Source organism: Mesorhizobium sp. Cs1321R2N1 (assembly GCF_037179725.1).
GTDB lineage: Bacteria > Pseudomonadota > Alphaproteobacteria > Rhizobiales > Rhizobiaceae > Mesorhizobium > Mesorhizobium salmacidum.
The window spans coordinates 1-19,514 of the sequence record NZ_JAPYKP010000115.1; the positions used below are offsets into that span (position 1 = coordinate 1).

At 63.3% G+C, this 19,514-nt stretch carries 13 protein-coding genes; 9 read left to right on the top strand and 4 right to left on the bottom strand.

All coding sequences use genetic code 11. The annotated features are described in order from the left end of the window. From O7A61_RS23600 to O7A61_RS23620, 5 genes are all read left to right on the top strand, one after another. On the top strand, positions 1 to 400 hold a 400-nt coding region (locus O7A61_RS23600; protein ID WP_337131844.1), incomplete at its 5' end, for a LysM peptidoglycan-binding domain-containing protein. A gap of 146 nt (positions 401 to 546) precedes the next feature. Continuing rightward, positions 547 to 1,608, top strand: a complete 1,062-nt coding sequence (gene hemH, locus O7A61_RS23605) for a ferrochelatase (RefSeq protein WP_337131845.1) — start codon at positions 547 to 549, stop codon at positions 1,606 to 1,608. Between the two features lie 52 nt (positions 1,609 to 1,660). Next, positions 1,661 to 2,869: an NAD(P)/FAD-dependent oxidoreductase gene (locus tag O7A61_RS23610; protein WP_337131846.1), complete on the top strand. Its 1,209-nt coding sequence runs from the start codon at positions 1,661 to 1,663 to the stop codon at positions 2,867 to 2,869. A 121-nt stretch (positions 2,870 to 2,990) separates the two neighbouring features. Continuing rightward, the gene (locus O7A61_RS23615; RefSeq protein ID WP_337131848.1) at positions 2,991 to 3,941 is read left to right on the top strand and encodes an SPFH domain-containing protein; all 951 of its coding nucleotides are present in this window, start codon (positions 2,991 to 2,993) and stop codon (positions 3,939 to 3,941) included. A 14-nt stretch (positions 3,942 to 3,955) separates the two neighbouring features. Next, positions 3,956 to 4,420, top strand: coding sequence for an NfeD family protein (locus tag O7A61_RS23620; protein ID WP_027146255.1), 465 nt, complete (start codon positions 3,956 to 3,958; stop codon positions 4,418 to 4,420). Positions 4,421 to 4,622: 202 nt separating this feature from the next. On the opposite strand, the gene O7A61_RS23625 is transcribed toward O7A61_RS23620, so the two are convergent. Continuing rightward, a complete protein-coding gene (locus O7A61_RS23625; RefSeq protein ID WP_337131849.1) occupies positions 4,623 to 5,624 on the bottom strand; it encodes a KpsF/GutQ family sugar-phosphate isomerase in 1,002 nt (333 codons plus the stop codon). A 244-nt stretch (positions 5,625 to 5,868) separates the two neighbouring features. On the opposite strand from O7A61_RS23625, the gene O7A61_RS23630 reads away from it, so the two are divergent. Beyond that, positions 5,869 to 7,644 (top strand): outer membrane beta-barrel protein, encoded by a 1,776-nt coding sequence (locus O7A61_RS23630; RefSeq protein WP_337131850.1) that lies wholly within the window; start codon positions 5,869 to 5,871, stop codon positions 7,642 to 7,644. Positions 7,645 to 7,726: 82 nt separating this feature from the next. On the opposite strand, the gene galU is transcribed toward O7A61_RS23630, so the two are convergent. Then, positions 7,727 to 8,632 (bottom strand): UTP--glucose-1-phosphate uridylyltransferase GalU, encoded by a 906-nt coding sequence (gene galU / locus O7A61_RS23635; RefSeq protein WP_442921108.1) that lies wholly within the window; start codon positions 8,630 to 8,632, stop codon positions 7,727 to 7,729. 212 nt (positions 8,633 to 8,844) lie between these two features. On the opposite strand from galU, the gene O7A61_RS23640 reads away from it, so the two are divergent. Next, positions 8,845 to 10,068 (top strand): lytic murein transglycosylase, encoded by a 1,224-nt coding sequence (locus O7A61_RS23640; protein WP_337106046.1) that lies wholly within the window; start codon positions 8,845 to 8,847, stop codon positions 10,066 to 10,068. Between the two features lie 31 nt (positions 10,069 to 10,099). Continuing rightward, entirely contained in the window at positions 10,100 to 11,332 is a 1,233-nt protein-coding gene (locus O7A61_RS23645) for an SGNH/GDSL hydrolase family protein (protein WP_337131851.1), read from the top strand. A gap of 121 nt (positions 11,333 to 11,453) precedes the next feature. Here O7A61_RS23645 and O7A61_RS23650 read toward each other — a convergent pair whose 3' ends face one another. Then, the gene (locus O7A61_RS23650; RefSeq protein ID WP_140504244.1) at positions 11,454 to 12,908 is read right to left on the bottom strand and encodes a glutamate synthase subunit beta; all 1,455 of its coding nucleotides are present in this window, start codon (positions 12,906 to 12,908) and stop codon (positions 11,454 to 11,456) included. Between the two features lie 143 nt (positions 12,909 to 13,051). After that, a complete protein-coding gene (gltB, locus tag O7A61_RS23655; RefSeq protein WP_337131852.1) occupies positions 13,052 to 17,782 on the bottom strand; it encodes a glutamate synthase large subunit in 4,731 nt (1,576 codons plus the stop codon). 490 nt (positions 17,783 to 18,272) lie between these two features. Here gltB and O7A61_RS23660 point away from each other — a divergent pair, with 490 nt between their 5' ends. Continuing rightward, positions 18,273 to 19,325, top strand: a complete 1,053-nt coding sequence (locus tag O7A61_RS23660; RefSeq protein ID WP_337131853.1) for a threonine aldolase family protein — start codon at positions 18,273 to 18,275, stop codon at positions 19,323 to 19,325. Positions 19,326 to 19,514 lie beyond the last annotated feature (189 nt).

The following is a 19,514-nucleotide window of genomic DNA, read 5'->3' on the forward strand; positions in this document are numbered from 1 at the left end:
GACCGCACCGGCAGCGCCGGCACCGGCCGAAGCCGCCAAACCGGCCGCACCGGCGATGCCTGAACTGCCTGCCAAATCAGGCGATATCGCCAACACGCCGCCAGCCATATCGACGGAAAAGGCACCCTCGCCGCCGGCACCCGCCGAACCGGCAAAGCCTGCCGAGACCGCCCCCGCGCCTGCCGCTCCCGCTTCGGCGGCGCCAGCAGAACCGACAACGCCCGCCGAAGCCGCGCCAGCCACCGGCAGCCATGTCATCGTGGCCGGCGATACCTACTGGGATCTGGCAAAGAAAGCCTATGGCGATGCGACCAGGTGGAAACTCATCTATGAGGCGAACAAGGGTCAAAGGCCGCATCGGCTTGTGCCGGGCGCGACACTGACCATCCCCGCGAAGTAACCTCATTTCGCTTCCAGCGAGAACACCCGCCGGGGAAACCTGGCGGTGTTCTTTTTTGCAGACGGAAAGGCGGTATGGTGCGGCCAGACGCAGCATTGAAAAGCGGCGCGCCATCGCTAGTTTCACGCCGTCTCCGGAGAACCCTTATGACGCCTACCAATGTTGTCGACCCCAAGACGGTCAAGCCGGTCGCCGCGACGGCGGGGCACGCGCCGGCCAAGGCCGGCAAGGTCGGCGTCATGCTGGTCAACCTTGGGACCCCAGACGGCACCGAGTTCAGGCCGATGTGGCGCTATCTCAGGGAGTTCCTGTCTGATCCACGCGTTATCGAGCTCAACAAGGCGATCTGGTATCCGATCCTCTATGGGCTGGTGCTGACCACGCGGCCGAAGAAGTCGGGTGCCAACTACGCCAGGATCTGGAACCGGGAGAAGAACGAGTCGCCTTTGCGCACCTACACGCGCGCGCAATCCGAAAAGCTGACCGGGGCATTGCGCGACTTGCCCAATGTCATCGTCGACTGGGCGATGCGTTACGGCAACCCTTCGACATCAAGCGTCGCCGAAAGGCTGGTGGCGCAAGGCTGCGACCGCATCCTGAGCTTTCCGCTCTATCCGCAATATTCGGCGACGACGACCGCCACCGCCAACGACCAGTTGTTCCGGGCGTTGATGAAAATGCGCGCGGCACCTGCCGTCCGCAGTGTGCCGCCCTACTATGCCGAGCCGGTCTACATCGAAGCGCTCGCCAGTTCGATCGAACGGCATCTGGCGACGCTCGATTTCGAACCGGAGGTGGTCATCACCTCCTATCACGGCATCCCGAAACCCTATTCCGACAAGGGCGATCCCTACCGGGCGCATTGCCTGGATACCACGCGGCTGCTGCGCGAGAAACTCGGCTGGGACGAGAACAAGCTGATCACCACCTTCCAGTCGCGCTTTGGGGCGCAGGAGTGGCTGCAGCCTTACACCGACAAGACGGTCGAGAAACTGGCCAAGGACGGCATCAGATCGATCGCCATCGTCAATCCAGGCTTTTCCGTCGACTGCATCGAGACGCTGGACGAGATCGGCCGCGAAGCAGCCGAGACCTTCCATCACGCCGGTGGCGAAAACTTCGCCCACATTCCTTGTCTCAACGACAGCCCCGAGGGCATGGCGGTGATCGAAGCAATGGTGCGGCGCGAACTGTCGGGCTGGGTCTGACGCCGGAACAACACAAGCTCCGAAGCGTTGAGCAGCGCCTCCGGAGAATTCAATGCTCCGCAAACTCGACCTCAGCACTGGCCGGCCCGTCTGGTCCGCCTATCGGGCGCCCGTGGTGCCGACGGGCAGTCTGACCCGGGACGTCAAGACCGATGTGCTGATCGTCGGCATGGGCATCAGCGGCGCCATGATGGCCGAGGCGCTGACAGCGGACGGTCACTCCGTGATCTGCATCGACCGGCGGGGGCCGCTGAAAGGATCGACAGCGGCAACCACGGCGCTGGTGCAGTTCGAAATCGACCAGCCGCTTTCGGCTCTGTCGAGGATGATTGGCAAGGCCCAGGCACGGCAGGCCTGGCGACGTTCGCGGCTGGCTATTTCCAATCTCGCCGCCCGCATCGCCGAACTCGGCATCAAATGCGGCATGAGCCGCACCCCATCGCTCTATTTGGCCGGTACCGCGCTCGGCCCCTCGGAACTCCGGGACGAAACCGAGGCGCGGCAGATGGCCGGCATCGGCGCGACCTATCTCACACCGGCGCCATTGGCCGAAACATTCGGCATCGATCGCGCTGGCGCCATCCTAAGCCATGGCAACATCGCGCTCGACCCGCGCAAGCTGACGGCCGGGTTGCTACTCAAGGCTCGGGAGCGCAAGGCACGTCTCTATACGCCGGTCGAAGCGGCGGCGATCAAGGACAGTGCCGACGAGGTGATCGTGGCAACCAGGAATGGCCCCACCATCACGGCACGGCATGTTGTCCTGGCCACGGGTTACGAACTGGTCGACATGGTGCCGGCGGCTGCTCACCGGGTCATATCGACATGGGCGATCGCAACCCGCCCGCAAACGAAACTCTGGCCGGGTGCGGCGTTTATCTGGGAAGCTTCCGATCCCTATCTCTACGTCAGGGCAACGGTCGACGGCAGGGTCATCTGCGGCGGCGAGGACGAGGATTTCATCGACGAGACGCGGCGCGATGAACTGATCGGCGACAAGAGCGCACGCATCGCCGCAAAACTCGGCCTGATGTTTCCGCATCTCGACGTCAGGCCCGAATTTGCCTGGGCCGGCTCCTTCGGCATCACGACGTCAGGCCTGCCCTATATCGGCGCCATTCCCAGGCACCCGCGCATCCACGCCGTGTTGGGTTATGGCGGCAATGGCATCACCTTCTCGCGGATCGCTGCGGAGATCGTCTCGGCGTCGATCGACGGGCTTGAAGACACGGATGCAAGACTGTTTGCCTTCAACCGCTGAGTGTATACTCGCAAACAATCCCTCATCACCTGATTGTAACGTTCTTGAAACACACTTAAGTCTTTGGTGAAGTTGGCTGCGCGGGAATGGCTTGCGCGGCCTGCCTCTGAGGGAGAGCCAAATGGATTTCAGTGGTTTCGATATTGCGATCGTTGTTCTTGTCGCGCTTGTCGTTCTGGTGCTGTTCAAAGGCATCAAGACAATTCCGCAGGGGTACAACTATACCGTCGAACGCTTTGGTCGTTATACCAAGACACTGAGCCCCGGCCTCAACCTCATCACGCCGTTCGTCGACCGCATCGGCGCCAAGATGAACATGATGGAGCAGGTGCTCGACGTTCCGAGCCAGGAGATCATCACCCGGGACAACGCCATCGTCGGTGTCGACGGCATCGCTTTCTACCAGATCCTCAATGCGGCACAGGCCGCCTATCAGGTTGCCGGCCTGCAGAACGCCATCCTCAACCTGACGATGACCAACATCCGTACCGTCATGGGTTCGATGGACCTCGATGAGCTGTTGTCCAACCGCGACGCCATCAACGAGCGCCTGCTGCGCGTCGTCGACGAGGCGGCGCACCCGTGGGGCATCAAGATCACCCGCGTCGAGATCAAGGACATCAACCCGCCGGCCAACCTCATCGAATCGATGGGCCGCCAGATGACCGCCGAGCGCAACAAGCGCGCGCAGATCCTGGCCGCCGAGGGCCTCAAGCAGTCGCAGATCCTCGAAGCCGAGGGCCGCAAGGAAGCCGCCTTCCGCGATGCCGAGGCGCGCGAACGCTCCGCCGAAGCCGAAGCCCGCGCCACCCAGGTCGTGTCGGAAGCGATTTCCAAGGGTGACGTGCAGGCGCTGAACTACTTCGTCGCCCAGAAATACACCGAGGCGCTGGGCAAGATCGGCACCGCCACCAACAGCAAGATCGTGCTGATGCCCTTCGAGGCGTCGTCTCTGATCGGCTCGCTTGGCGGCATTGGCGAAATCGCCAAGGAGGTCTTCCGCAGCGAAGGCACGACCGGTGCGCAAAGGCAGGCATCCCGCCCGCCGGTGGTCCGCCCGAGCGAGAGTTGAGATAGGCCACTCTCATGATCGACCGCATCGTTTCTGAACTCGGCCCATGGAACTGGATGGTCCTGGGCTTCGTGCTGCTGGTGGTAGAGGTCATCGCGCCGGGCTTCTTCATGCTTTGGATCGGCATCGCCGCCCTGATCGTCGGCGCGGTGTCGCTGCTGATCTGGGATGCCGCCATCTGGACATGGCAGGTCCAGGTGCTGCTATTCCTCGTGCTCTCGCTGGTTTCAGCCTTTGCCGGCAAGAAACTCATGGGCGGACACGACCAGCCGAGCGACCAGCCGCTGCTCAACCGCCGTGGTGCGCAGATGATCGGCAGGATGGCGACGCTTGCCGAGCCAATCCGCGACGGCCGCGGCCGCATCAAGCTCGGCGACACGCTGTGGCGGGTTTCCGGCCCGGATTTGCCCGCCGGCACACAGGTGCGCGTCACCGCCGCTGCCGACACCGACCTGGAACTGACGGTGGAACAGGTCTGAGTTTCCGGCCCCCAATACCTGAATAGCACCGGCACGAGGTGTGTTGAGATTCAGGTCAGGCCGAGCCGAGAATGGTGGCCTCCGAGAACCGGAGCGGAGCGGGCATTAAGTCCGTGAGCTCAGTTCTACTGCGACGCAGTAGAACGGGGAAGCGCAGGAGGCTGCCGTCCGCAGGCCGGCCTGACCTGAATACCGACACGCCTTAGGCGGCGCCGATGCGCAGCAGGTCATGGAAATGCACCACGCCCAGCGGCATGTTGTTCCTGGTCACCACCAGCGCGCCGATATTGTGCTCGTTGAGCAGCGCGATGGCCGTGCCTGCAAGCGTTTGCGGGTCGACCGTCTTGGGCGTGCGGGTCATCACTTCGTCGACGATGACGTCGGCCAGGTTGCGGTGCAGGTTGCGCGCGACATCGCCGTCGGTGATGATCCCGGCCAGTTCGCCATTCGCGTCGACGATCAGAACGCAGCCGACTTTCTTCTGCGACAATGTCATCACAGCTTCCGGCATTTTGGTGCCGAGCGAAGCCAGCGGCATCTGGTCGCCGGCCCGCATGATCTCGGAGACCATGGTCAGGTTGGCGCCGAGCTGGCCGCCGGGATGGAAGGTGCGGAAATGGTCAGGCGTGAAGCCGCGCGCCTCGAGCAGCGCGATCGCCAGCGCGTCACCGATGACCAGTTGCAGCAGCGTCGATGTCGTCGGCGCCAGGCCATGCGGGCAGGCTTCAGGAGTGCGTGGCAAAAGCAGCACCACGTCGGCCGCGCGCGCCAGCGCCGACGTCTCTCCGGAGGTCACGGCGATGAGCGGGATGGAGAAACGCCTGGAATAGGCGACGATGCCCATCATCTCCTTGCTCTCGCCCGACCACGAAATGGCGATGATGGCGTCATCCTTGGCGATCATGCCGAGATCGCCGTGATTGGCCTCGACGGGATGGACGAAGAAGGCCGGCGTGCCGGTCGAGGCCAGCGTCGCCGCGACTTTCGAACCGATATGGCCGCTTTTACCGATACCGGTGACGATGAGTCGGCCCTCGATCTTCGAGATCATCTCGACGGCCTGGGCAAAGGGTGCTGCCAGTCCGTTCTCGAGTGCCTCGGCAAGGGCCGCGATCCCGGCCTGTTCGGTTGCCACCGTTCTCAGCGCCGATTCGATCGACGCTTGCCTGTCCAGAGGCTTCTTATCGAGAGGTCTCGCATGCATGGATGATGCGATTAGCGCTTTGCCGCCCGCCTGTCCAACGGAAATGGCCCTCCGGCATCAAGGTCGAGTGTGCGGCGGTAACGACAAGGATCAAGACAGAGGGCACGACCCGGCCCCGCATTGTCGCCCGCGGAAATCGCGTTTTGAGCCGGGGGTGATGCGTGCCGCCTCAACCCTCCATTAACCATCCCCATTTACGGTTCGGTAAGTATGGCGCGCATGCGCCGCGCGAGCAGTGGTGGCGATGTCCGGGGTCCAGCCAGAAAAATTGAGAGGACGACGGGACAAGGCGGTCTGCGCCTTGCTGCTGGCGACCAGCATCCTTGCCTTGCTGCGCCCTGCGCCCCTCCATGCCCAGGAAACGGAACTGCGTGGAGAAGTATCCGAATCGGCGATCCTGTCCGACCAGCAGCGCAAGGCGGGAAGCCTGGTTCTCGCCCGGCAAACGGCGGCCAACGCTGACGCGCGGGACAATGCGCCGGCGCGCACCTATTTGCCGGCCAGCGCCGACGCCGTGCCTGACGACACGGACGCCGCGAACTCGACCACCAGCGTCTTCGACCCGCCCCAGGCTAGCGACGATACCTCCGCTGATACGCCCACGCCGCCCAAGCCGCGCCGCACTTCGACCGCCAGGCAGAATGCGGCCGACAAGGCAAAGGACAGGGCGACCGACAAGTCGAAGAAGAAAAAGAGCACTACGGCGGCTAAGGATCCAACCACCACTGCCACGACGGCCACAACGGACGACACCGACAGCATCGCGGCGGACCAGGACGCGGCCAACCGCCGTGCACTCCCCATCGACAGTGCGGACAGGCAGAAACTCGACGCTGGCGCCGAGCGCATCACTGCGATCGAGGGCCGGAACAAGAAACCCGAGGACGATCCGTTTGCCGCCACCGGCGTCAGATGGGGCTCCTTCGTCATCCGGCCGACCATCGAACAGGGGCTGACGGCCACGACGAACGGCGACTCGAGCAGTGCCGGCACATCGGCGCTGCTGTCCGAGACGGCGCTGCGCTTTACCGCCGCTTCCGACTGGCGTGAAAACTCCGCGACCATCGACGGCTACGGCATTTTCCGCGAAACGGTGTCGGGCTACCGGGTTCACGATGCGCAGGGCCGCATCGAAGGCCAGCTCAATGTCGACCTCGACAAGGAAATGCGCGCCATCGCCAAGCTCGGCTACGAAGCCGTGCCGGAATCCGCGTCTTCGCCCGATGCAATCGCCGGCGTCAGCACCCAGCCCCTGCGGCAGTCGATCGACGGCAGCATCGGCGTCGAGAAGGCGGTCGGCAAGATGCAGTACACATTGACCGGGGCGGTCTCACACGACTTCTATGGCGACGCCAAGCTCTCGGATGGCACCTCGCTGTCGCAAAAAGACCAGGACAACACGCTCTACACTGCAACCTTGCGCACCGGCTACGAGATTTCACCGGCGCTTACGCCCTTCACCGAAATCGAGGTCGGCCGCCGGGCCTACGACCAGCGGATCGACAATGAAGGCTTCGAGCGCTCCTCGACGCGGCTTGGCGCCCGCGCGGGCCTGCAGCTCGACATGGGCGAGAAGCTGTCGGGTGAATTCTCGGCCGGCTGGCTCAGGGAAGCGGTCGACGACAAGAGCCTGGAAGCAATTTCGGGAGCCACCGTCAACGCGGATGTCAAATGGTCGCCGCAACGCGGCACCTTGATCGGCTTGACCGGCAAGACAACTGTCGAGACCACGACCGCGTCAGGCGAAAGCGGCGATATCCTCTACTCCGGACGCCTGACGGGCGAACGTGTGATCCGATCCAATCTTACCGCGAATGCGGCTCTGGGCCTGGACTGGCGCGACTATGTCGGCATCGACGGCCATGACAGGATCTTGAGCGCGGAGGCCGGACTGACCTGGTGGCTGAACCGGTATGCCGGCCTCACCACCCGGGTGAGAACCGAGAAGCTGACCAGCAACCTGCCCGGTCGCGACTACACCGCCAACAGCATCTACCTCGGCGTGAAAGTGCAGCGCTGAAGGCGTATAAGCTTCGTCATCCTGGGGTCTCCGCGACGTCGCTACGCTCCTGCTTTGCCCGAGGATGACGAAAGTGCGGTGACTAAAATGCGGCCCCGCGGCGCTCGGATGGGCTCACCTCGTCGAGAAGCGTGCGGATGACGCCGGCCATGTTCTCATTCATGTCGCTGCGCCACAGCGCGAAGGCGACATTGGCCTCGACAAAACCTTCCGGCGAACCGCAATCGAAGGTGCGGCCCTGATAGTGGTAGCCGTAGAAGGCCTGCTGCTTCTCCAGCTTCAGCATCGCGTCGGTGAGCTGGATCTCGTTGCCGGCGCCCTTCTCCTGCCCTTCCAGAATCCCAAAGATCTCGGGCTGCAGGATGTAGCGGCCGTTGATGTAGAGATTGGACGGCGCCGTGCCGGTCTTCGGCTTTTCCACCATTTCGGTGATGCGGAACCCGTGATGCGTGTCTTCGCCGCGCCCGACAATGCCGTATTTATGCGCCTCAGCCGGATTGCATTCCTGCACGGCGATGATGTTGTTGCCGGTTTCCTCATAGAGCTCGACCATTGCCTTCGTGCAGCTCTTCTCCGACTGCATGATCATATCCGGCAACAGCAGGGCGAACGGCTCGTCGCCGACCAGTTCGCGCGCGCACCAGACGGCATGGCCGAGACCCATCGGCACCTGCTGGCGGGTGAAGCTGGTCTGCCCCGGCGCCGGCTGCAGCCGTTGCAGGCGGGCAAGCTGCTCGTCCTTGCCGCGCTGTGCCAGCGTGTCATAGAGCTCGAACTGGATATCGAAATGGTCCTCGATGACCGCCTTGTTGCGGCCGGTGACGAAGATGAAATGCTCGATGCCCGCCTCGCGCGCCTCATCGACGACATACTGGATGACCGGCCTGTCGACGACGGTCAGCATCTCCTTGGGAACGGCCTTGGTGGCCGGGAGAAACCGCGTGCCGAGACCGGCGACCGGGAAAACTGCCTTGCGAACTCTCTTCATGCTTTCAATTATCCGTTTGCTGGCCAGCTCCGCAATCCCCGTCTCGCGACATTTTCACGCCGGAATTGAAGATTACTGGGGCAACTGAGAGAAACTTCCACCGGTTAAAGCACCCAGGTGTCTTTTTCGTTCCAGGCGACGCCTATGGTAAACTAATTCCTAACCCGGTTCGGCGATGAATGGTCTTTCCTGAGACAGAGAAGGAGGAAAAGATGTCCGTTCGCAATGCCGCAAAACGTTTCGCCAGCGTCATGACGGCGGCCAGCCTCTCGCTCGCTTTGCTGATGCCGACCGGGCCGGCTTTCGCCGACGCCGGTTTCCGGCAATGGGTCGCCGGGTTCCGCGCCACCGCCGTCGCGGGCGGCGTTTCCGGCTCCGTCTACGACCAGGCTTTCAGGGCTATCAACGAGCCCGATCCGGTGGTGTTGGAAAAGGCCCGAACGCAGCCCGAATTCACCGCCCCCGCCTGGGATTATTTCGACAACCGCGTCCATGATCAGTCCGTCGCCGTCGGGCAGCAGATGGCGAAAAAGTGGAAGCCTTGGCTGGACAGGATCGAGGCAAGGTTCGGCGTCGACCGCTACGTTCTCCTGGCCATCTGGTCGATGGAATCGAACTATGGCGAGATCCTCAAGCGCGACGACATCATGCGCAACGTCATCCGTTCGCTGGCGACTTTGGGTTACGGCGACGCGAAACGTTCGAAATATGCTCGCACCCAGTTGGTCGCGGCGCTGAAGATATTGCAAACCGGCGATATCGACGAGAGCCACCTGATGGGCTCCTGGGCGGGCGCCATGGGCCAGACCCAGTTCATCCCGACCAGCTACCAGCATTATGCCGTCGACATGGACGGCAACGGCAAGCGCGACATCTGGAATTCCATTCCCGATGCGCTGGCGACATCAGCCAACCTGCTCAAGAAGAATGGCTGGCAGGCCGGAAAGACCTGGGGCTACGAAGTCACGTTGCCGGCAGGCAAATTGCCGGGCGGATCGAAGACGCTAGCACAATGGCAGGCGCTCGGCGTCGTCAGGGCCAGCGGCAAGCCGTTCAAGAACCTCACCGACAAGGCGACGCTGAAAGTGCCGGACGGGCGTGGCGGACCGGCCTTCCTGATGGTCAGGAATTTTTCGGTCATCAAGGCCTACAACAATGCCGACAAATACGCGCTGGCCGTTGGTCTGCTTGCCGATGAGATCGCTGGCGGCAGCGGCTTGGTCCAGGATTGGAACCGGCCTTTCACCAAGCTCAGCTTCGAGGAACGGCAGGAGTTGCAGAAGCGACTTTCCCAGCATGGCCTTTATGATGGCAAATTCGACGGCAAGATCGGCGACGGCTCGAAGACGGCCATCATGGCCTATCAGGCAAAGGTCGGCTTGACCCAGGATGGCTATCCGAGCTTGGAAGTGCTGAAATGGCTCAGGCAGAAATAGAGCCTGACGAAGTTGAGTAGGGAGGGAGCGATTGGTTTGGCCTGCGCGCATCGGCACGTTCGTTCGTCGCATGCCGGTGCTGATCCTGGCCTTCGCCTTTCTCGCCATTGCCGTGGCCGGCGCCGTCCATACCCCAGCCATGGCGCAGGAGCAGCCGCAGCAGAGTCGAGGCTGGTCGTTGCGCGACCTTCTGTTTCCGCGCCCCAGCGAGCGGATCGAGCCGCCGCCGGACATCCAGCAGGCGAGGCCTAAGCCAAAGAAGAAACCTCGTGCGCCTCGTCCACCCGAGGAGCCGGCAACGCCCGTGGTCGAAAAGGCGCCGGACGCCCGCACCGTCCTGGTGGTCGGCGACTTCATGGCGACGGGCCTCGCCGAGGGTCTGGACGAAGCCTTCGCCGAGAATACCGGTGTCAGGATCGTTGTCCGCGGCAATGGCTCGTCAGGCTTCGTGCGCGATGATTTCTACAATTGGCCCGAACAGATCAAATCGCTGATCGAAACCGAAAAACCCGCCGCGGTGGTCGTCATGCTGGGGTCTAACGACCGCCAGCAGATGAAGGTCGGCGACGTGCGCGAGCAGCCTCGTTCCGAAAACTGGACCAAGGAATACGAACGCCGTACCGATGAGTTCGGCAAGGCAATCGCCACCGCCAAGGTGCCTTTCCTGTGGGTCGGCATGCCGGCCTTCCGGGTGCCGAAGATGACCTCGGACATGCTGGCCTTCAACGACATCTACCACAAGGCGGCCGAAAGCCACGGCGGCGAATTCGTCGATGTCTGGGACGGCTTCGTCGACGAGAACGGCGCCTTCATTACCAGCGGCCCCGACATGAACGGCCAGCCCGTGCGGCTACGCGCCGATGACGGCATCAACGTGTCCAAGGCAGGCAAGCGCAAGCTCGCCTTCTACACCGAAAAGCCGCTGCTGAAGATCCTTGGACTGGCAGCGCCGGGAAGCGTGGCACCGGCGGCAGCGCCGGCGGGCGCACCCGTCGAAGCACCGGCTCCGGCGGCCGCACCCATCGTCATTGATCGCACCCAACCCATGCTGCTCAGCGATCCCGCGCTCGACGGCGGCACCGAATTGCTCGGCGCTGCCCCGCCGCCAAAAGCCAATCCAGCTCTTCCCGGGGAAAGGCTGGTGATCGAGGGCAAGGCACCGGAGGCGTCGCCCGGACGCGCCGATGATTTCTCATGGCCGCCGAAGGCAAGTCCAGCAGCCGCGGCGGCAGCAAGCGACACCACGAAGGCGATCAGCCCCTAGAGCAATTCCAGGAAAAGTGTGTAACGGTTTTCCCGGGAAAAGCGCGTAGCGCTTTCCCTAGGGAATTGCGTAAAGCAAAGAGTTAGAGCAGGTTAGCGAGTCTATCAAACGCTGAACCGCTCTAACGCGGCAGGACGGTCGTCCCCATCAGCGCCTCGTCGATCGAGCGTGCCGCCTGGCGGCCTTCGCGGATCGCCCAGACAACCAGCGACTGGCCGCGGCGCACATCGCCCGCCGCGTAGAGCCGGTCGACGCTGGTCCTGTAGTCGCGGTCGTTGGCCTCGACATTCCTGGAACGGCGGCTGTCCGTGGTGATCTTCATCTCACCCTCCAGTTCCGCCGCGACCCCTCCCATCGCCGGGCCGGCAAAGCCGATGGCGATGAAGGCAAGATCGGCACGGATGACGAATTCGGTGCCGGCGATCGGCTTGCGCTTCTCGTCGACCTCGCAGCACTTGACGCCGGTGAGCTGGCCTTCCTCGCCGATGAATTCGAGAGTCGCCACCTGGAATTCGCGTTCGGCGCCCTCAGCCTGCGAGGACGAGGTACGCATCTTCGTTGCCCAGTAGGGCCAGACGGAGAGCTTGTCTTCCTTCTCGGGCGGCTGCGGGCGGATGTCGAGTTGGGTGACGCGCACCGCACCCTGGCGGAAGGCGGTGCCGACGCAGTCGGACGCGGTATCGCCGCCACCGACGACAACGACATGCTGGCCACCGGCGATGATCGGATGCGACGGCCACGCCACGGACTGGATCGGCTCGCCGCCGACGCGGCGGTTCTGCTGCACCAGATAGGGCATCGCGTCATGCACGCCGCCGAGATCGTCACCGGGAATTCCGGCGGCGCGCGGCGTTTCCGAGCCGCCACAATAGAGCACGGCATCATGTTCGGTCAGCAGTTCCGCGACGGGCTTGTCGACGCCGACATTGACGCCGCAATGGAAGGTGACGCCCTCGCCCTGCATCTGTTCGATGCGCCGATCGATATAGTGCTTCTCGATCTTGAAGTCGGGAATACCGTAACGCATCAGCCCGCCGGGGCGGCTCTCGCGCTCGTAGACATGCACGTCGTGGCCAGCGCGGCCAAGCTGCTGGGCGGCCGCCATGCCGGCCGGTCCGGAGCCGATGATGGCGACCCGCTTGCCGGTCTTCTTCTCCGGCGGATAGGGCCTGATATGCCCGGTCTCGTAAGCCTTGTCCGCGATCGCCTGCTCCACCGTCTTGATGGCGACTGGAATGTCCTCGAGGTTGAGCGTGCAGGCTTCCTCGCAGGGTGCCGGACAGATGCGGCCGGTGAACTCCGGGAAATTGTTGGTCGAGTGCAGGTTGCGGATCGCGTTGTCCCAGTCCCTGTTGTAGACGAGGTCGTTCCAGTCGGGGATCTGGTTGTGAATCGGGCAGCCCGTCGGTCCGTGGCAGAACGGAATGCCGCAATCCATGCAGCGCGCCGCCTGTTTCTCGACCTCCTTGTCCGACATCGGCAGCGTGAACTCGCGGAAGTGCCGAATGCGGTCCGAGGCTGGCTGGTACTTGTGCACCTGCCGGTCGATTTCGAGAAAGCCTGTTACCTTGCCCATAGTCCAGTTCCTGCTGTCCAGATGGTGCGGGTTTCGCCGCACCCCGTTAACCTCTTGAGGCAGCCATGGCAACCTTGAGCCCGAGGTCAAACTGTCGATGAAAGGGGCCGGGAAGCCTAGGCTCCCCGGCAATTCTCAAAAATCTATTCGGCCGCGACGCCCATGCGCATGCGTTCCATCTCGATCAGCGCGCGGCGGTATTCGACCGGCATGATCTTGCGGAATTTCGGCCGGAAAATCGTCCAGTCGTCGAGGATCTCGCGGCCGCGCACCGAACCCGTATAGTGCACGTGGTTCGAGATCAGTTGGTAAAGCCGCTCCTCGTCATGGCTGGTCATGTCGCCCGACACGTCGACGCGACCCTTGTGATCGAGGTCGCCGCCATGGTGCAGCAGCTTTTCCATGAGGTCGTCTTCTTCCGGAACCGGCTCCAGCTCGACCATGGCCATGTTGCAGCGCTCGGCGAAATCGCCCGCCTCGTCCAGCACATAGGCGACACCGCCCGACATGCCGGCGGCGAAGTTGCGGCCGGTTTTGCCGATGACGACGACGACGCCGCCGGTCATGTATTCGCAGCCATGGTCGCCAACGCCTTCGACGACGGCTGCGACGCCCGAATTGCGCACGGCGAAACGCTCGCCCGCTACGCCGGCGAAATAGGCCTCACCCTCGGTCGCGCCATAGAGCACCGTGTTGCCGACGATGATGGAGTCGGCCGCGACGATCCTGGCCTCTTGTGGCGGCCGGATGACGATGCGCCCGCCCGACAGGCCCTTGCCGACATAGTCGTTGCCGGCACCGACGAGCTCGAACGAGATGCCGCGCGCCAGGAAGGCGCCGAACGACTGGCCGGCGGTTCCGGTGAGCTTGACCTGGATCGTGTCCTCGCGCAGGCCCTTGTGCCTGAAGCGCTTGGCCACCTCACCCGACAGCATGGCGCCCGTGGAGCGGTCGACATTGCGGATGTCGACTTCGATCTTGACCGGCTGCTTGGTCTCCAGCGCGGGCTTGGCCAGTTCGATCAGCTTGCGGTCGAGCACATCGTCGATCGGGTGCTTCTGCCGTTCGGTCCAGTGCACCGCTTCATGCGGCGCATCGGGCTTGTAGAACATCTTCGAGAAGTCGAGCCCGCGCGCCTTCCAGTGCTGGATCACGTCGCGCTTTTCCAGAAGGTCGGCGTCGCCGATGATCTGGTCGATATGGGTGAAGCCCATCTCGGCGAGCAGCGCCCGCACCTCTTCGGCCACGTAGAAGAAGAAGTTGATGACGTGCTCGGGCGTGCCCTTGAAGCGCTTGCGCAGCACCGGATCCTGCGTCGCCACACCGACCGGGCAGGTATTGAGGTGGCACTTGCGCATCATGATGCAGCCGGCCGCGATCAGCGGCGCGGTCGAGAAGCCGAACTCGTCTGCGCCGAGCAGCGCGCCGATGATGACGTCGCGCCCGGTGCGCAGACCGCCGTCGACCTGCAGCGCCACGCGTGAGCGCAGGCCGTTCAGCACCAGCGTCTGGTGCGTCTCGGCAAGACCCATTTCCCACGGGCTGCCGGCATGCTTGAGTGAGGTCAGCGGCGAGGCACCGGTGCCGCCATCATAGCCCGAAATGGTGATGTGGTCGGCGCGCGCCTTGGCGACGCCGGCCGCGACCGTGCCGACACCGACTTCCGACACCAGCTTGACCGACACGTCGGCCGCCGGATTGACGTTCTTCAGATCGTAGATCAGCTGCGCCAGGTCCTCGATCGAGTAGATATCGTGGTGCGGCGGCGGCGAGATCAGGCCGACGCCAGGCGTCGAGTGCCTCACCTTGGCGATGGTGGCGTCGACCTTGTGACCTGGCAACTGGCCGCCCTCGCCGGGCTTGGCGCCTTGCGCGACCTTGATCTGCATCATGTCGGAGTTGACGAGATATTCCGCAGTCACGCCGAACCGTCCCGAAGCGACCTGCTTGATCGCCGAGCGTTCCGGATTCTTGCCGCCGCCAGGCAGCGGCAGGTAACGGTCAGCCTCTTCGCCGCCTTCACCGGTGTTCGACTTGCCGCCGATCTGGTTCATGGCGCGCGCCAGCGTGGTGTGCGCTTCCCTGGAAATCGAGCCGAACGACATCGCCCCGGTCGAGAAGCGCTTGACGATGTCGGCCGCCGGCATCACGTCGTCGAGTGCGACCTTCGTGCGGCCGGTCTCATCCGCCAGCTTGATCTTGAACAGGCCGCGGATGGTCTGGGCGCGGGCCGTCTCGCTGTCGATTTGCGCCGAATAGTCCTTGAACGTCTCCCACGATCCCTGGCGCACCGCGTGCTGCAAGGTGGCGACCGCGTCGGGCGACCACATATGCGCCTCGCCGCGCATGCGGAACAGATATTCGCCGCCGACCTCCAGACTGTTGCGCAGCACCGGATCGCTGCCGAAACCGTCCGTGTGGCGGCTGACGGTTTCGCCTGCGACCTCATCCAGTCCAACGCCTTCGATCAGCGTCGCGGTGCCGGTGAAGTATTGCTGCACGAAATCCGACTTCAGCCCGATGGCGTCGAAGATCTGCGCGCCGCAATAGGACTGATAGGTCGAGATGCCCATCTTGGACATCACCTTGAGGATGCCCTTGCCGATCGACTTGATGTAGCGCGACACCACTTCATAGGCGTCCACCTCTTCCGGCAGTTCGCCGCGCTTGTGCATGTCGAGCAGCGTGTCGAAGGCGAGATAGGGATTGATCGCTTCCGCGCCATAGCCGGCGAGGCAGCAGAAATGATGCACCTCGCGCGGCTCGCCGGATTCGACAACCAGGCCGACCGCGGTGCGCAGTCCCTTGCGGATCAGGTGGTGGTGCACGGCGGCCGTCGCCAGCAGCGCCGGGATGGCGATGCGGTCCGGCCCGAGCTGGCGGTCGGACAGGATGATGATGTTGTAGCCGCCGGCGACCGCTGCTTCGGCCCGCTCGCACAGACGTTCGACGGCGCCCTGCATGCCGGCAGCACCCTCGCTCGACCCATAGGTGATGTCGATCGTCTTGGTGTCGAAACGGTCCTCGGTGTGGCCGATGGAGCGGATCTTCTCGAGGTCGCCATTGGTCAGGATCGGCTGGCGCACCTCGAGCCGCTTGCGCCGCGAATTGCCGACCAGGTCGAAGATGTTCGGCCGCGGTCCGATGAAGGACACCAGGCTCATCACCAGTTCCTCGCGGATCGGGTCGATCGGCGGGTTGGTGACCTGGGCGAAATTCTGCTTGAAATAGGTGTAGAGCAGCTTCGACTTGTCCGACATCGCCGAAATCGGCGTGTCGGTGCCCATCGAGCCCACCGCTTCCTGGCCGGTGGTCGCCATCGGCGACATCAACAGCTTGGTGTCTTCCTGAGTGTAGCCGAACGCCTGCTGGCGATCGAGCAGACTGACATCCTTGCGCAGCGCGCGCGGTTCCACCGGCTTCAAATCTTCCAGGATGAGCTGCGTATTGCCAAGCCAGGTCTTGTACGGGTGCTTGGTCGCGATCTCCGACTTGATCTCCTCGTCGGGGACGATGCGGCCCTTGGCCAGGTCGATCAGAAGCATGCGGCCGGGCTGTAGCCGCCACTTCTGGACGATCTTCTCCTCCGGCACCGGCAGCACGCCGGCTTCCGAAGCCATGATGACGCGGTCGTCATCGGTGACGATGTAGCGTGCCGGGCGCAATCCATTGCGGTCGAGCGTGGCGCCGATCTGGCGTCCATCGGTGAAAGCGACCGCCGCCGGCCCGTCCCACGGCTCCATCAACGCCGCATGGTACTCGTAGAAAGCCTTGCGGTCGGCATCCATGAGCTTGTTGCCGGCCCAGGCTTCCGGGATCAGCATCATCATGGCGTGGCTGAGGCTGTAGCCGCCCTGGAACAGGAACTCGAGCGCGTTGTCGAAGCACGCCGTATCGGACTGGCCGTCATAGGAGATCGGCCAGAGCTTCGAGATGTTGTTGCCGAACAGTTCGGAATCGACCGACGCCTGTCTGGCCGCCATCCAGTTGTTGTTGCCGCGCACGGTGTTGATTTCGCCATTGTGCGCGACCATGCGATAGGGATGCGCCAGCTTCCACGATGGGAAGGTGTTGGTCGAGAAGCGCTGGTGGACGAGGATCAGCGCGGTCTCGAAACGCGGGTCCTTGAGGTCCTTGTAATAGGCGCCGACCTGATAGGCCAGGAACATGCCCTTGTAGACGATGGTGCGCGCCGACAGCGACACGCAATAGGCGCCGATGTCCTTGTTGTCGTTCTCGGCGTAGATGCGGCCCGAGATGACCTTGCGCAGCAGATAGAGCCTGGCCTCGTATTCCTCGTCGTCGGTGATATCAGCCGTGCGGCCGATGAAGACCTGGCGGTGGAAAGGCTCGGACGCGACGATGTCAGCCGCCTTCGACAGCGACGAATTGTCGACGGGCACGTCACGGAATCCCAGCAGCGGCAGCCCTTCGGACTGCGCCGATTCCGCGATGATCTCTTCGACATGGGCGCGAAGGATGGCATCCTGCGGCATGAACCAGTGTCCGACGCCATACTGGCCTACCGGTGGCAGATCGATCCCTTGGGCCGCCATCTCCTCACGGAAAAAAAGATCCGGAAGCTGCACGAGCACGCCGGCGCCATCGCCGACCAGCGGATCGGCACCGACGGCGCCGCGATGCGTCAGGTTCTCGAGCACGGCAAGCCCGTCCTTGACGATCTGATGCGACTTCACGCCCTTCATGTTGACGATGAAGCCGACGCCGCAGGCGTCATGTTCGTTGCGCGGATCGTAGAGACCCTGGGCGGTGAGGCCGGTGGTCGCGCGATTTTTGGTGGAGGTATTTTTGACGGCGGCCGCTTCCGTCTGCGCGGCCTGGCCGTTCGTCGCAGAGAGCGTCAATTCCGTCATCGTCCTATCCTCCGTTCCGCGCCACTTGGCCTTGGTCAGCCTGGGGGCGCTGGTTTGCCTTGGCGAGCACTTGGGCTCGCCCTTCATCCTTGCGGCACGTCTTGCGAAATCGCCGAACCAAGCGGCGCGCCGCTGGTTCACATCCGGTATCGTACAGGCCAGAGCTGGTCCGTCCACCTGTCGCTCGCGGCAAAAGCCGGAGTGGCCTAAACGATACGCCAATCCAGCCTGTTTTGTGCGACAAAATAAGACAGCACTACTGTCCTAAATTTTTATGACAGAAATCCAGGCCCCATACAAGACCGATTCACAAAAAACTTGGCCGCGCCGCGACACAAAATTTCGTGAGGCGGCTGCAAAACGTAAGCTTCGGTCTCTGAAGACGCCGCGAGCCCGACGCTGGCTTTACCCGTTTTCTTGTGTCTGGCTCTTGCGGGCGGGTCATGAAACCGGTCAAGGTCCCGGCGATTTCCCCAGCACAGGCAGACGCATGTTCTTCGCTTCCGACAATTGGGCAGGCGCCCACCCAAGCATTGCAGCCGGCCTTTCGGCCCATACCGCCGGCTTTTCGACCGCCTATGGCGATGGTGCCCTCGATCAAACCGTCTATCAGCGCTTCAGCGAGATTTTCGAACGCGAAGTGGCCGTGTTCTTCGTGGCGACCGGCACCGCCGCCAATTCGCTGTCGCTGACGGCCTATAACAAGCCCGGCGGCATTTCCTTCGCCCACCGCGAATCGCATATCATCGAGGACGAGTGCGGCGCGCCGGAATATTTTTCCGGCGGCTCGCGGCTTCACGCCGTCGATGGCCCGCTGGGCAAGATCGAGCCACACAATCTGGACAAGGCGATCGGCCGTTTCGCCGGCGAGGTGGTCCATTGGGGCCGGCCGATGGCCGTTTCGATCACCCAGTCGACCGAGGTCGGCACGATCTATGGCCTGGACGACATTGCCGCGATTGCGGCGATCGCCAAACACCATTCCGTACCGCTGCACATGGACGGCGCCCGCTTCGCCAATGCGCTGGTCGCGCTCGACACCACGCCGGCTGAAATGACCTGGAAACGCGGCGTCGACATCCTGTCCTTCGGCGGCACCAAGAACGGCTGCTGGTGCGCCGAGGCGATCGTGCTGTTCGATCTCGACCGCGCCAAGGAATTGGCTTTTCTGCGCAAGCGTGCCGCCCAGCTGTTTTCGAAGTCGCGTTTCGTCGCGGCGCAGTTCGAAGCCTATTTCAAGGACGGGCTGTGGCTCGATACCGCCAGGCATGCCAATGCCATGGCCGCGCGCCTGGCGGCCGCGATCGAGGATTCGGCCACGGCAAAGCTCGCCTGGCTGCCGCAGGCCAACGAAGTCTTCGCGGTGATCAAGAAAACCGAAGCCGAGAAGCTGCAGGCGGCGGGCGCGGCCTTCTACGACTGGCACAGGCCGCACGGCTTCGACGGCCATATCGGCGAGGACGAGCTGCTCTATCGCTTCGTCACCAGCTTTGCGACGACCTCGGAGGAAGTCGACCGCTTTGGCCAGCTGATCGCGGGATAATCAGCCTTCGCGACAACAAAAAAGCGGCGCCTTTCGGCGCCACGGCGCCTTTCGGCGCCACTTCAGACTGCTGACAAACCCCCGTCGAATTTCGGCGGGGTTTTGTTTTATGGGACTGAATGGATTTGCGATTGTGGTGTCAGGATAATTTGACGGGATGGCGCAGGAGGCACACCGGGTGGTTCTTGG

What these genes read in the sequence shown, in the direction of transcription:
- hemH (WP_337131845.1), top strand. Translation starts at nt 547, where the DNA reads ATGACGCCTACCAATGTTGTCGACCCCAAGACGGTCAAGCCGGTCGCC.
- O7A61_RS23610 (WP_337131846.1), top strand. Translation starts at nt 1,661, where the DNA reads ATGCTCCGCAAACTCGACCTCAGCACTGGCCGGCCCGTCTGGTCCGCC.
- O7A61_RS23615 (WP_337131848.1), top strand. Translation starts at nt 2,991, where the DNA reads ATGGATTTCAGTGGTTTCGATATTGCGATCGTTGTTCTTGTCGCGCTT.
- O7A61_RS23620 (WP_027146255.1), top strand. Translation starts at nt 3,956, where the DNA reads ATGATCGACCGCATCGTTTCTGAACTCGGCCCATGGAACTGGATGGTC.
- O7A61_RS23625 (WP_337131849.1), bottom strand. Translation starts at nt 5,624, where the DNA reads ATGCATGCGAGACCTCTCGATAAGAAGCCTCTGGACAGGCAAGCGTCG.
- O7A61_RS23630 (WP_337131850.1), top strand. Translation starts at nt 5,869, where the DNA reads ATGTCCGGGGTCCAGCCAGAAAAATTGAGAGGACGACGGGACAAGGCG.
- galU (WP_442921108.1), bottom strand. Translation starts at nt 8,632, where the DNA reads ATGAAGAGAGTTCGCAAGGCAGTTTTCCCGGTCGCCGGTCTCGGCACG.
- O7A61_RS23640 (WP_337106046.1), top strand. Translation starts at nt 8,845, where the DNA reads ATGTCCGTTCGCAATGCCGCAAAACGTTTCGCCAGCGTCATGACGGCG.
- O7A61_RS23650 (WP_140504244.1), bottom strand. Translation starts at nt 12,908, where the DNA reads ATGGGCAAGGTAACAGGCTTTCTCGAAATCGACCGGCAGGTGCACAAG.
- gltB (WP_337131852.1), bottom strand. Translation starts at nt 17,782, where the DNA reads ATGACGGAATTGACGCTCTCTGCGACGAACGGCCAGGCCGCGCAGACG.
- O7A61_RS23660 (WP_337131853.1), top strand. Translation starts at nt 18,273, where the DNA reads ATGTTCTTCGCTTCCGACAATTGGGCAGGCGCCCACCCAAGCATTGCA.